Here is a 12939-nt window from a genome sequence, read left to right as displayed (position 1 = left end):
CAAGTCTTTGGGCGATGCTCTATTTACAAGGACAAAATTTCAGAGAAAATCAGGAATGGAGAAAAATGGCGGAAGCAAAAAACCTCAAAAGATATAAAAAAAGGAGCCATACAGGCTCCTTCTCAAACAGTCAGACGAAATGCTAAGCGTCCATTTCGGCAATATTGACTTTCCAGGTATCCGGACCGGTCTGGTGGGCATTGGTCCCTTCAGCATCAACCGCTACCGTCACCGGCATATCTTCGACTTCGAATTCGTAGATTGCCTCCATGCCAAGATCTTCAAACGCCACAACACGCGCTTTCTTAATGGCCTTAGCCACAAGGTAAGCGGCACCGCCGACAGCCATCAGGTAAACAGCCTTGTGCTCCTTGATGGATTCAATCGCAGCCGGACCACGCTCGGCTTTACCTATCATCCCGGTAAGCCCTGCCTGACCGAGCATCATTTCGGTAAATTTATCCATACGGGTCGACGTTGTCGGGCCAGCCGGACCAACAACCTCATCACCTACCGCATCAACAGGACCGACGTAGTAGATAAAGCGGTTTTTGAAATCAACCGGGAAATCTTCCCCTTTGGCCAGCATATCCTGAATACGCTTATGGGCAGCATCACGGCCGGTCAGGATTTTGCCTGACAGCAAAACGGTCTCGCCAGACTTCCACTCCTGGACATCGTCTTTGGTAACTTCGTCAATATTAACGCGGCGAACATTCTCACCCACTTCCCAAGTTACTTCAGGCCAGTCTTCCAGCTTCGGTGGCGTTAGCTCCGCCGGGCCAGTGCCATCAAGTTTAAAATGGACGTGACGGGTTGCGGCACAGTTCGGGATCATACAAACCGGCTTGGAAGCGGCATGAGTCGGCGCTGTTTTGATCTTCACGTCGACAACGGTTGTCAGACCGCCTAGCCCCTGCGCGCCGATACCCAGCTTATTTACACGATTGTAGATATCCAGGCGAAGCTCTTCCTCGGCATTCTGCGCACCACGTTCCTGCAGCTCATGAATATCAACCGACTCCATCAGCGACTCTTTCGCCAGCACAGCCGCTTTCTCGGCAGTACCGCCGATACCGATACCCAGCATACCCGGAGGACACCAGCCCGCCCCCATTAGCGGCACTGTTTTTTCAACCCACTCGGCAACATCATCCGACGGGTTCAGCATCACCATCTTGGTCTTGTTTTCCGAACCGCCGCCCTTGGCAGCAATCTGAATCTCTACCTTGTCGCCCGGTACCATATCGATATGTACCACGGCAGGGGCATTGTCTTTGGTGTTCTTGCGGCTTCCGGCTGGATCCGCAACGACAGAGGCTCGCAGCGGGTTATCCGGGTTGGTATAGGCCTGGCGAACACCTTCGTCAATCATTTCCTGTACAGTCAGATCGCTGTCCCACTGCACATTCATACCAATTTTGACAAAACACGTGACGATACCGGTGTCCTGGCAGATCGGACGGTGGCCTTCTGCCGACATGCGCGAATTGATCAGGATCTGCGCAATGGCATCTTTCGCTGCCTGGCTCTGCTCCTTGTTGTAGGCTTTTTCCAAGGCCTGAACAAAATCCAGCGGATGGTAGTATGAAATGTACTGTAGTGCGTCCGCCACACTATCAATCACATCTTGCTTACGAATGACGGTCATAATTGCCCTCGTTAATTATTATCATTCCATGGCGCCCGACTATTGTGCCGTTACAGCATGCTTCCAGTGTAGGGTGTGGTTAGCATTGCTCGAGTCCTGCGTATAGGGAATAGGATGTGCAGAAAGCAATGCAACCACATGCCATGATCCTCATGGCTGTGTCCTTTATGAGCTACTCAGACTGAATCAGTAAAAATAAAACACAAAGGATCGTCCTTGGGCGTCGTATTAAATTCTGCGTTTATGATACTCTTGCCAACAATTTCGCGCCATGCGCCAATCGAACACCTGTCACAAAAAAGAAAATGATTTGTAAATCGCATCCGCTACTCGCAATTGAACAACTCGATTATACCCCAGAAGCAACTCTGTCGTGGTTTGAGCCCTTATCCACCCACCCCTGGGCTATGATATTACGCTCGGCAGCTCAGGATCACCCTGATAATCGCTTTGATATTCTAGTTGCCGATCCTTTAGCCACTTTAGAGACACATGGTGAAACAACCCGTATTAAGTTTTCAAATGGCGACCAAAAAGCGAGCAACGCCGATCCGTTCAAGCTAGTAGAAGAACTGCAGGCTTCATTATTGCCACCGCTTAACCCTATGACGGATGTACCATTTATTGGCGGTGCCCTTGGCTATTTCAGCTACGACCTCGGTCGACGGGTGGAAGATCTCCCATCGCTTGCCGAGCAGGATATTGATGCAGCAGACATGGCTGTCGGCATTTACGACTGGGCACTGATCGCCGATCACCATACCCAAACGCTGTTCCTCGTCTCGCCAAAAGACAGCGGACGCCTACAATGGCTCCAGGAGCAACAAAATGCCTTTAAACTGCAACAGGGCGGCGCCAGCAAGCAACAAAATAGACCATTTTCATTAACAACCCAATGGGCCGCCAATATGACAAAGGCGGCTTATTGCAACAAATTTGACCAAGTGCAGGACTATCTGCTATCCGGGGACTGCTACCAAATCAACCTTGCCCAGCGCTTCCAGGCAAGCTACCAGGGTGATGAATGGACAGCTTACCTGCGCCTTGAACAGACCAATGGCGCGCCGTTCTCCGGTTTTATCCGCACCTCGGAATGTACGGTTCTCTCTGTATCTCCGGAGCGTTTTCTTCAACATAATCAAGGTTATGTTGAAACGAAACCCATCAAGGGCACACGGCCTCGCTCTATCGATGAGAAACAAGATGCCGCCAACGCCACCGAGCTACGCCATGCCAGCAAGGATCGCTCGGAAAACTTAATGATTGTCGACTTGCTGCGAAATGATATCGGCCGGGTGGCCAAGCCTGGGTCAGTGGCTGTCCCCAAGCTGTTTGAGATCGAAAGCTTTCCGGCCGTCCATCACCTTGTCAGTACGGTTACCGGCGAGCTGGATACACAGTACTCCTCAACCGATCTATTGCGCGCCTGTTTTCCCGGTGGTTCAATTACCGGCGCACCTAAAATTCGCGCCATGGAAATCATTGAAGAGCTAGAACCACACCGCCGCAGCGTATATTGCGGCAGTATTGGCTATATCAGCCGCTGCGGTCGAATGGATACCAGTATCACCATAAGAACCCTTATTTCCCAGCAAAATATCCTGTATGCCTGGGCGGGCGGCGGGCTTGTTGCAGACAGTGATGCCGACAGCGAATACCAAGAAACACTGGACAAACTGAGTAAAATTCTGCCAATCTTAGAAAAGTAGATTGTTTATCTATCAATAACCACGGACGGTTTATGAACTATCAGCAACAATTGCTAGCGCGTTTTCTGCTAGCCCCACAGACCAGCTATGACCAAAGCCACTCGGCTCGGGTCAGACAGCATGTGTCTGCGTCCGGCTCGTTTAAGCGAGCAGCGGTTATGATCCCCCTTGTTCCTCGCCAGAATAGTTTCAACGTTGTCCTGACACGTCGCGCCAGCCACTTAAAACACCACCCGGGCCAAATTGCCTTTCCAGGTGGCGGATATGAGTCACAAGATACTGATTTAATTGAGACTGCCATCCGGGAAACAAAAGAAGAAACTGGAATTTTATGCAACAGAGAGCGCATATTGGGGCAGCTTCCTTCTTTGCCGACAATCAGTGGCTATATCGTTACGCCGTACTTGTCGATCATCTCCCCAAACTACAGGCCAGACCTGGACCCAAACGAGGTTGACGACCTGTTTGAAGTACCTATCAACCACCTATTAAACCCGGTGAATATGCGCACTGAGAAATTTACTATCGACGGCATAAAACACAATATTTATGCAATTCCATACGGTGATTATGCTATTTGGGGGGCAACCGCCCAGATGATTCGATTGTTATCAAAACAGCTTTGGTATTAATAAACCCACTTCTAACACATCATTTTCCCTAACCTGCCCGCAACATCCTTTGTGATCAAGATCACCTTTAATTGTATTGCAATTTGCACCCATTACATAACGGGATCTCGATCAAAGTTTTCCTTCTATAAATCCTCAAAATGCGCGCCGTTCCTAATTTCCGTTCCGTAATTTAACTTAGGTATATAACCATGCATACCACTTCCAACACAGCAGTAGCTTCAACGGCTAAAGCAAAATGGACGTATAAAGATTTTACTTGGGCACTTTCACTATTCGGTACCGCTGTAGGTGCCGGTGTACTTTTCCTTCCGATTAAAGCCGGTGCCGGCGGTTTCTGGCCACTGGTTATCCTGGCCCTGATTGCAGCACCAATGACTTGGTTCGCACACAAGAGCTTGGCTCGTTTTGTACTTTCTGCTAAAAACCCAGAAGCTGACATCACCGATACTGTTGAAGAACACTTTGGTAAAGCTGGCGCAAACATCATCACTTTTGCTTACTTCTTCGCCATCTACCCAATCGTTCTAATCTACGGCGTTGGTATTACCAACACAGTCGATTCTTTCATGGTTAACCAGATGGGCATGGAATCTGTTCCACGCTGGCTTCTGTCTGGCGGCCTGATCGTTGCGATGACTGCAGGTGTTGTCTTCGGCAAAGAGCTAATGCTTAAAGCCACCTCTGCAATGGTATACCCACTGGTATTCATCCTGCTTGCACTATCTGTATACCTGATCCCTGATTGGAACACATCAATGGTATCGGTAAGCCCTGACTGGAGCGCAATGCCAGCTATTATCTGGCTAGCAATTCCAATCATCGTATTCTCTTTCAACCACAGCCCAATCATCAGCCAGTTCTCTAAAGAACAGCGTCGTGTATACGGTGAAGATGCAGCGAAGAAAACTGACATGATCACTGGCGGCGCAGCAATGATGCTGATGGGCTTTGTGATGTTCTTCGTATTCTCTGTTGTTCTGTCTCTGTCTCCAGAGGAGCTAGCAACAGCAAAATCACAAAACATCAGTGTTCTGTCTTACCTTGCTAACGTTCACGAGTCTCCGCTGATTTCTCTGCTTGGTCCACTGGTTGCTTTCGCGGCAATTACTTCAAGCTACTTCGGTCACTTCCTGGGTGCTCACGAAGGTCTTGTAGGCCTGGCGAAATCTCGCTCTGAAATGCCTATTAAGAAGATTGAGAAAATCTCTCTAGGTTTCATCGTAGTTACTACCTGGATTGTTGCGGTTATCAACCCAAGCATCCTGGGCATGATTGAAACTATGGGTGCTCCAATGATTGCAGCAATCCTGTTCCTGATGCCTGTATTCGCAATGTACAAAGTACCAGCTATGGCTAAGTACAAGACATCTGCACCAGTACAGATCTTCACAGCTCTTTGTGGTATCGCGGCAATTACTTCTGTAATCTACGGCGCATTCTAAGAGAGCATCACACTTGTTGTGATTAATATGGACTACCAACTTAGCTGTCTGAGAAAATGTGCCACTACGCATAGTCTTCTCAAGCAATTCGGGTAGAATATATGACACCAAAGAGCAGGAAGCGTGTGCCGACTGCTCTTTTGTTTTTCTAGTGATCTCGCCAAGGAAGGGGCGAGAGTTTAATACTATGACAGTCTTGGCCGGAGGCAAGAGCGCTTCCTACCGACTGAGGTAATTCGCATGATCAGTGTTTTTGATATCTACAAAATTGGTGTGGGCCCTTCCAGTTCGCACACGGTTGGTCCAATGAAAGCAGGTAAGGAGTTTATTGACGACCTGCGCTCAATGGGCAAATTACGTGATGTAACTAAAATTACCGTTGACGTTTATGGTTCACTTTCTCTTACCGGTAAAGGTCACCACACAGATATCGCTATCATTATGGGGCTTGCGGGCAACAGCCCGGAGCATGTTGATATCGATAGTATCCCGGGCTTTATGTCTCGTGTTGAAGAAACCGAGCGCCTTCCTGTTGGCATGCACTGCCACACTGTAGATTTCCCTCGCGACGGCGGTATGAACTTCCATACTACCAACCTTCCTTTGCACGAAAACGGCATGACCATCCACGCGTGGATTGGTGACGAAGAAGCCTATACGAAAACGTATTATTCCATCGGCGGTGGCTTTATCGTTGATGAAGAAAACTTCGGCAAAGCAGCAGAATCAAGCGTTAAAGTTCCTTACATGTACACCATGGCTGAAGAGCTGGTTGAACAATGCAAAGAAAGCGGTCTGTCTATCAGCTCTCTGGTAATGGCTAACGAGCGCGCGATGAATGCCGAGGAAGAGATTAACACTTACTTCGCCAATATCTGGAAAACCATGCGTGAGTGTATGGAACGTGGTATGAGCGAAGAAGGTATTCTGCCTGGACCACTACGTGTTCCTCGCCGTGCTGCCGCCTTGCGCCAGCAGCTAATGACGACTGAAAAACTGAGCAATGACCCAATGACAGTCGTTGATTGGGTTAACATGTACGCATTTGCTGTCAACGAAGAAAATGCGGCTGGCGGCCGTGTTGTTACGGCTCCAACCAACGGTGCTTGCGGTATCATCCCTGCGGTACTGGCGTACTACGACAAGTTCATCCAGTCTGTTGGACCAAAAGAATATACTCGCTACTTCGCCGCTTCTGGTGCAATTGGTGGCCTGTACAAGCGCAACGCTTCTATCTCGGGTGCCGAAGTAGGCTGTCAGGGTGAAGTGGGTGTGGCATGTTCAATGGCAGCTGCCGGCCTTGCTGAGCTGATGGGCGGTAGCCCTGAGCAAGTATGTATGGCCGCAGAAATTGCTATGGAGCATAACCTTGGTCTGACATGTGACCCAGTTGCCGGCCAGGTACAGGTACCATGTATCGAGCGTAACGGTATTGCAGCGGTTAAAGCAATCAATGCATCTCGCATGGCGCTACGTCGTGCCTCTGAGCCTCGCGTTTCTCTGGACAAGGTTATCGAAACCATGCTTGAGACAGGTAAGGACATGAACGCCAAGTACCGTGAGACCTCTCAGGGCGGCCTGGCTATCAAGGTTATCTGCTAAGCAGTTAGGCGTTTTGAGTGACGAGTTTCGAGAAAGTGCTCTTTCTCGTTAAATAACTTGGAAGCTATGTAGTAAAAGCTACCCACTGGGTAGCTTTTTTCGTACCTTAACTTCTTTACTTACGACTCGGTACTCGAAACCTTCAACAGCTGTTCGATATCTTCTGCCAGCGCTTCGCCGCACTGTAGGGTTGTTACCCAGGAGATTGGGATCCCCTTCTCGTCACCAAAACCGTAGCAGGCTCCGGCTAGCGCACCAACCAGGATCCCACGACCGCAGGTATCACCCGAAACCTGGATATTCTTGATAATCGCCTCGGTATAACTCTCGCTGTTTTGCAGTATCCAGGCAGCCATCGGCAGACTGTCAGCAAGGTGACAGGCCTGATTGACAATAGCCAGGACATGGCTCAAGTCGTTCACATCTCCGCTGAGCAGCCTGACCTGCTCTATCTTGTCTCGGATGGCTTCCGGCGCTTTCACCTTAAGCACGTTGAGCACAGGCTCCATCCGCCTTGAGCGCAACGCCTCGTTGAGGGCACTGGCAAAGGCCTTGGCGCACGCGAGCGCTGTCTCGTTCTGGTGGGTAATGCCGACGATGCGCTCAATCTCCTGTTCAAGCTGCTCAGAGGGCATTTTCAGTGATACCAGTGCCGGCACAGAGCACAGGGCCGGATTCTGGTCGTCTTCGCTCCCCGAATCTTCAGGCCAATCTTCCGGAGGCAGTGAGAACAAGGTCAGCAACAGCGCCTTGGTCGGGCTATCGATATAACCAATAAACTCACCGCCCGGTCCGAAGTACTCGAGGATCTGCTGCTGGATAGCATGAGTCCCTGTATCAGAACCACCCAACAAGCGAATATACAGAGCCAACCATTCTCCATAAGCCGTTAATTCGCCAGCAGTTAACTTGTCATGAGCATAATAACCGTCCACTCCTTCGTAGTGTTCGGCATTCGGCTCGATAAAAGGAAAATGCGGCATGTCTGCCAGCTGCTTGATCCGTTCGGGAGAATATATCCAGTGCGTTCCCATGCTGGCGGCATCGGCAACCAATGCGCCCATTAACGCTGCGTAACGTTGCGCCATTGTCCCCACCCTTTTGCTCAGAAAATATAATCATAAGCTTATACCAATTTCAGCCGCACTATAGTTCCCTTTCCCCCGGCAGCTGGTTACAAATCGCAGGTATAAAAAAACCTCGCCGGAGCGAGGTTTTTCCAAATTCTGTCAGATTAAGCAGCGGCTTTCAGGCTTGCTTTCTCTTTTTTCAGTTCGCCAACCGGTAGGATTGTACGGCCGTACTCATTGTTCAGTACCTGAGCCATCGCGAAGTAGATTGCACTTGCACCACAGATGATACCTTCGAAACCAGCGATAGTACCAATCAGTTCACTACCTGTGAAATCACGAGCAGCCAACAGGAAGAACAATACAGTCAGGGAGCCGAATACGAACTGCTTAGCACGTGGGTAGCATAGAGAGCCAATGAACATGAAGCCCGTGAAGACACCCCAAAGTAGCAGGTACCAACCCATGAAGCTTGCAGGGCTTGCAGGCAGACCCATGTAAGGCATAACAATCAGACCAACCAGCGTTAGCCAGAACAGGCCGTAAGAAGTAAATGCTGTTGTACCAAACGTATCACCACGCTTAAAGCACATTGTGCCTACGATCACTTGGCTAATGCCACCATAGAAAATACCCATCGCCAGGATCATAGAATCAATCGGGAAGAAGCCCGCATTGTGGATATTCAAAAGGATAGTGGTCATACCAAAACCCATAAGGCCAAGAGGCGCTGGGTTAGCAAGTTTCGTAGACATTTAGTTCCCCTACAGGAGTAATTCAAAAAATGTGATAAAAATTAAAAAATGGGTGCATTTTTGATGCGCGGCGAATTCTAAAGGATGATGGGGGGCAAATCAATCCAATTTCAGCTCATTTCTTAGCCAAACTAAAAAAAAGTGGAATTATGGGCTAAATATGTAAAGTTTTTTTGTGATTTTTGACTCGGTTTATCGTGTTTAAATGTAATCAAATTCACATACCTAGCTGAATACAAAAGGCCATTTCAGTATAACTTATTGATATACATCACAAAAACACTTTACACTAGCTTTAGCATTTGTTTACACAATAAAAAACCACAAAAAAAGCAGCCTGTGGCTGCTTTTCTGTTCTAAACAACATTTATCCCGGCTAACATGCCTTATACTTCAGACACAACGACCGATATCTCGCGAATTACTGACTGACTGTACGCCCCGACGTCAGCCTCTCCGGTACATCTTCAGCTGAAGTATTCAGCTCCAGAGAGCCTGTTCCTGCTGCAAGCTGCTCAGCATTGGCTGTCGGCAAGCTGTCGGGGTTACCCATGAGACGTGCCTTAAGCTGCTTAATCTGTTTCTGCTGCGCAGTCACCAATGCCGTTAGGGCTGCAAGCTGTTCATCATTGTCCTGAGCACCACCTGCCTTTTGCGAGGCGGCATACAACTGACTTGCATTCGTCACCTCGCCCTTAATCTGCTCGGCCTGGCTTTTTAACGACTGATCCCTCAGATCACTGCCATTGAGTGCCATGGATATTTGCAACAGCTTGGTCTCGATATCAAGGATAAAGTTCTCGTATTCATCTTTGCTTCGATCACGAAGTGCTTTTACTTCCAGTGCTATATGCTTGGCATGGGCAAGTTCGAACTGAATTTCAGAAACAATTCGCTTTATATCATCAAAGGCTCTGGGGGCTCGTTCAATCAGCTCTTTGCCTTTCAAAATCTCCGCCTCGACTCTGGCATAACTTACAGGCGCATAGTATCTAACATCTTCACGCCGCAGCTTTCGCAGCGCATCTTCCTGAGGAGAAATATAAGTCTTCTTAATTGTCCGAATTTCCAAGCTATGCGCACGCTCTAGAAATTCGTCCTGCTCTTCTTTGGCATCGCTCAATTCACTGTTTTCCACCAAGCGGAATAACTTGGCGTAAAACCGGGTCAGCCTGACATACTCGCTGCGATAATACTGGCGAGCATCGATCGAATTCAGATAGTTCAACTGAGTGATTGCCGGCTCAAGCAGATCATCCGCTACACGTTTTAAGTGCTCGAGTTCCTTTAAGGTCTGCTCCAGCACGATGACTTCTTCATAAAAGCGATCAAGGTAAGTCGATGATGAAAACAGCGAATAGCTTTTGGATGCCACCTCTGGCGAATCTTTAAATTCCTGGAAAATTGAATCCGCCTTTTCCCAGCTCGACATCATTAAGGCATACTTATCGGGTGAATAGACTTTCAGCTGCTCGGTATCCTCCAGCTTTTTTAGCCAGATTTGGTGTGCTTTCAGGGCACCCTGAAAAAGATTTTCGGTATGTATCTGAGATGAAACTCCTTCTTCACCCTCTGGTGTGCTTTGGCAAGCACTCAGTAAAGTGGCAAGGCAAATAATACAAGCCACTTTCCCAAATTGTTTCATATCTCATTCCGCTGTTAAAATTTGCAAAACACAATACTGATTAAAATCGACCAACAGACATCAAAAAGTCATTATCGGCCAAAAAGCATGGCTGCATGTCTCAATCAGTATCTAAGCAAATACGCTTATTAGTATTTTGGACTCAAATTGAGTCTTTTAGTTCTATCTTGTTATTATTTAACGCTAAAGCCTTTAGTATTGATAAAATCCTTCATAAATGGCCGAGCCTCTTTATTCAATGTCGCTGTGATTTGCTCAGACCACGAAGTTTCTTTGTTACCACCAGTTCGGGTTCGATAATATTCGCGCACCTCATTGTCATAATGCGCCAGCTGTACGCTATCCAGCTCGGCCCGGTAGCTATTTTGATGCACAATCATTGACTGAGGCAATCTAGGCTTCAATTCAGGATGTTGTGCCGGATATCCCAAGCATAATCCAAATAATGGGATCACGTGGTGCGGAAGTGACAATAATTTCGAAACGCCTTCAGGTTTGTTCCGAATTCCGCCGATGTACACCCCGCCTAGCCCCAGAGACTCGGCAGCTACCAAGGCATTTTGCGCCATCAGCGCGGCATCCACAGCACCAATCAGAGTCTGCTCTGTAAATCCCAGTTGCGCCTCGGGATGAATTTGCTGATGACGCTGGAAATCAGCGCAAAACACCAAAAACTCGGCTGCCGAGGCAACATAGGGCTGACCACCGGCGAACTCGGCCAATTGCTCGCGTTTGTCAGTTTCGGTAATCCGAACAATACTGACACACTGAATGAAACTAGACGATGAGGCCGCAATCGCACAGTCAAGAATGGCCGATAACTGCTGGGCAGAAATAGGCTGCTCCGTAAACTTACGGATTGAACGGTGCTGGAGAATAGTCTCGATGGTCTGATTCATGGATATCCTTATCACACTTGAGATTATTTAAAATTGCTGCGCAATGTAACACAAATTCACCGTCTCTATCATTAAGCTTCTGTCAAGATGGAACCAAGTCTGCCGGTTAATTATCCAACTTGTCAGCAGAATCAAGCTCAGGTGACCGCTTGTTGGGACAACAGTTACATATTTGCTCCAAGATGCTTAATAGGCGCTCCTTATTTAATGGTAGCGGATTGCCTTTGATGGCATTCGACAACAGCGCATCTTCGGCAACTTCATTGAACATGACATTGCACAGGCCATAGTCCGAAATCGGGGGGAGATTCAGCCGCTTCAGGGTCCGCTTGGTCCATAGAATGCCGTCAATGATTTCGGCATTCATTCTGCCCGTCAGGATACACGCAAGCTGACGGTAGCGGTTCAGCACATCTGCCCTGCCCGCTTCCCTGGCGGCCAATACATTTTCCTGCATCACATACGGAGAAAGTTGGGCTGTGATCAACCCGTGGGGAGCATCAAGGCGACCGCCAAGTGCAGATGCCAGCCCGTGGGCAGCCCCGAGCTTGGCGTTCGCCAATGCCATTCCACCCAGCATCGCCGCAAACGACATGTCAGAACGAGCGCGTGGATCATCATCCTCACTGGCTGCCAGGATCGCACCGGACAGACGCCGCAGCCCTTCTTCACACACCATATCGGTCAACGGATTAGGATCACCGCACACATAGGCTTCCATCAGGTGGCTGAAGGCATCCATCCCGCAACAGCCCGTCATAACCGGATCCATCCCGTAGGTAAGCGTCGGGTCGACTATCGCCAGATCAGCCAGCATATCCGGGCTCCGCAAGCTGACCTTGACGTTTTCCTGGGCCGACCGGAGCACGGCATTCTTGCTGACTTCCGAGCCGGTTCCGGCAGTGGTCGGAACCGCAATAAACGGAATGGGCTTGGCCTGCAACGGCACGTTTCGCCCGACCACCTCGACATAGTCATACACACTGCCCTGATTCGGGATCATCGCCGCCAACGCCTTACCGGCATCCAGCACACTGCCACCACCAATCGCCAGCACCATATCCGGCCGGAACTTGCGCCCCATCGCGGCCATTTCTTCGATCATGGCTATCAGCGGCTCGCCATGAACGGCAACTTGCTGATAACGCATATTCTGCTGCTTGAGATAACTGATCACCGGATCGGCCCGCTGGCTGTCTCTACCGGTCACCAGCAAGACGCTATAGCCAAACTGATTAAGCGAGGACAGTGAATTATTCAGGGCTCCTTCTCCGAATATGATCCGAGTAGACGTCATAAACTGGAACATAGGCACTCCATTACACTATTGAATTATTTCATTATCATCGAGTGTGCCCGCTAGACGGAGTGCAATGTTGATTCTGAGCAACATTTTGCCGAGAACGTGGTACTTGTCAGCCATAATCACTACCTCATCACACTTCGTTCGTTTCCGCCCTTTTCACCCTTAAAAGCGAAAACTCGCTATCAATCGGTTTTATCTATCACAGCAAGAGATAAATCCCACTTT

Annotated in this window: 10 protein-coding genes; 4 read left to right on the top strand and 6 right to left on the bottom strand. The window is 48.9% G+C overall.

Annotated features, from left to right (window positions below):
- Positions 1 to 142 precede the first annotated feature (142 nt).
- On the bottom strand, positions 143 to 1651 hold the full coding sequence (locus L4D19_RS09575) for a fumarate hydratase (protein WP_160648199.1): 1509 nt from the start codon (positions 1649 to 1651) through the stop codon (positions 143 to 145).
- A gap of 305 nt (positions 1652 to 1956) precedes the next feature.
- On the opposite strand from L4D19_RS09575, the gene pabB reads away from it, so the two are divergent.
- The 4 genes from pabB (at position 1957) to L4D19_RS09555 (ending at position 7039) form a co-directional block, all read left to right on the top strand.
- A complete protein-coding gene (pabB, locus tag L4D19_RS09570; RefSeq protein ID WP_428452270.1) occupies positions 1957 to 3360 on the top strand; it encodes an aminodeoxychorismate synthase component I in 1404 nt (467 codons plus the stop codon).
- A gap of 32 nt (positions 3361 to 3392) precedes the next feature.
- Complete coding sequence (locus L4D19_RS09565; RefSeq protein ID WP_428452269.1) at positions 3393 to 3992, top strand: CoA pyrophosphatase; 600 nt, start codon at positions 3393 to 3395, stop codon at positions 3990 to 3992.
- A gap of 191 nt (positions 3993 to 4183) precedes the next feature.
- Complete coding sequence (locus tag L4D19_RS09560) at positions 4184 to 5437, top strand: aromatic amino acid transport family protein (RefSeq protein WP_428452268.1); 1254 nt, start codon at positions 4184 to 4186, stop codon at positions 5435 to 5437.
- Positions 5438 to 5677: 240 nt separating this feature from the next.
- Positions 5678 to 7039, top strand: coding sequence for an L-serine ammonia-lyase (locus tag L4D19_RS09555; RefSeq protein WP_428452267.1), 1362 nt, complete (start codon positions 5678 to 5680; stop codon positions 7037 to 7039).
- 119 nt (positions 7040 to 7158) lie between these two features.
- Here L4D19_RS09555 and L4D19_RS09550 read toward each other — a convergent pair whose 3' ends face one another.
- From L4D19_RS09550 to L4D19_RS09530, 5 genes are all read right to left on the bottom strand, one after another.
- Positions 7159 to 8127, bottom strand: coding sequence for an ADP-ribosylglycohydrolase family protein (locus L4D19_RS09550; RefSeq protein ID WP_428452266.1), 969 nt, complete (start codon positions 8125 to 8127; stop codon positions 7159 to 7161).
- A gap of 146 nt (positions 8128 to 8273) precedes the next feature.
- Positions 8274 to 8864 carry an acetate uptake transporter gene (locus tag L4D19_RS09545; protein ID WP_075766510.1) on the bottom strand — a complete coding sequence of 197 codons (591 nt, stop codon included), beginning with the start codon at positions 8862 to 8864 and terminating at the stop codon, positions 8274 to 8276.
- 421 nt (positions 8865 to 9285) lie between these two features.
- Positions 9286 to 10509, bottom strand: coding sequence for a hypothetical protein (locus L4D19_RS09540; protein WP_428452265.1), 1224 nt, complete (start codon positions 10507 to 10509; stop codon positions 9286 to 9288).
- A 173-nt stretch (positions 10510 to 10682) separates the two neighbouring features.
- Positions 10683 to 11408: an oxygen-insensitive NADPH nitroreductase gene (gene nfsA, locus L4D19_RS09535; RefSeq protein ID WP_428452264.1), complete on the bottom strand. Its 726-nt coding sequence runs from the start codon at positions 11406 to 11408 to the stop codon at positions 10683 to 10685.
- Positions 11409 to 11514: 106 nt separating this feature from the next.
- Entirely contained in the window at positions 11515 to 12717 is a 1203-nt protein-coding gene (locus L4D19_RS09530; protein WP_428452263.1) for an iron-containing alcohol dehydrogenase, read from the bottom strand.
- Positions 12718 to 12939: the final 222 nt, after the last annotated feature.

This window comes from Photobacterium kasasachensis (assembly GCF_050336885.1).
In the GTDB taxonomy this organism is placed as follows: domain Bacteria; phylum Pseudomonadota; class Gammaproteobacteria; order Enterobacterales; family Vibrionaceae; genus Photobacterium; species Photobacterium kasasachensis.
This window is presented reverse-complemented; position numbering and strand designations above follow the sequence as displayed.

Bases quoted from the DNA above. Each gene is read 5' to 3' on its own strand.
- L4D19_RS09540 (WP_428452265.1), bottom strand. From the start codon at position 10,509: ATGAAACAATTTGGGAAAGTGGCTTGTATTATTTGCCTTGCCACTTTA.
- L4D19_RS09560 (WP_428452268.1), top strand. From the start codon at position 4,184: ATGCATACCACTTCCAACACAGCAGTAGCTTCAACGGCTAAAGCAAAA.
- L4D19_RS09545 (WP_075766510.1), bottom strand. From the start codon at position 8,864: ATGTCTACGAAACTTGCTAACCCAGCGCCTCTTGGCCTTATGGGTTTT.
- nfsA (WP_428452264.1), bottom strand. From the start codon at position 11,408: ATGAATCAGACCATCGAGACTATTCTCCAGCACCGTTCAATCCGTAAG.
- L4D19_RS09555 (WP_428452267.1), top strand. From the start codon at position 5,678: ATGATCAGTGTTTTTGATATCTACAAAATTGGTGTGGGCCCTTCCAGT.
- L4D19_RS09530 (WP_428452263.1), bottom strand. From the start codon at position 12,717: ATGTTCCAGTTTATGACGTCTACTCGGATCATATTCGGAGAAGGAGCC.
- pabB (WP_428452270.1), top strand. From the start codon at position 1,957: ATGATTTGTAAATCGCATCCGCTACTCGCAATTGAACAACTCGATTAT.
- L4D19_RS09565 (WP_428452269.1), top strand. From the start codon at position 3,393: ATGAACTATCAGCAACAATTGCTAGCGCGTTTTCTGCTAGCCCCACAG.
- L4D19_RS09575 (WP_160648199.1), bottom strand. From the start codon at position 1,651: ATGACCGTCATTCGTAAGCAAGATGTGATTGATAGTGTGGCGGACGCA.
- L4D19_RS09550 (WP_428452266.1), bottom strand. From the start codon at position 8,127: ATGGCGCAACGTTACGCAGCGTTAATGGGCGCATTGGTTGCCGATGCC.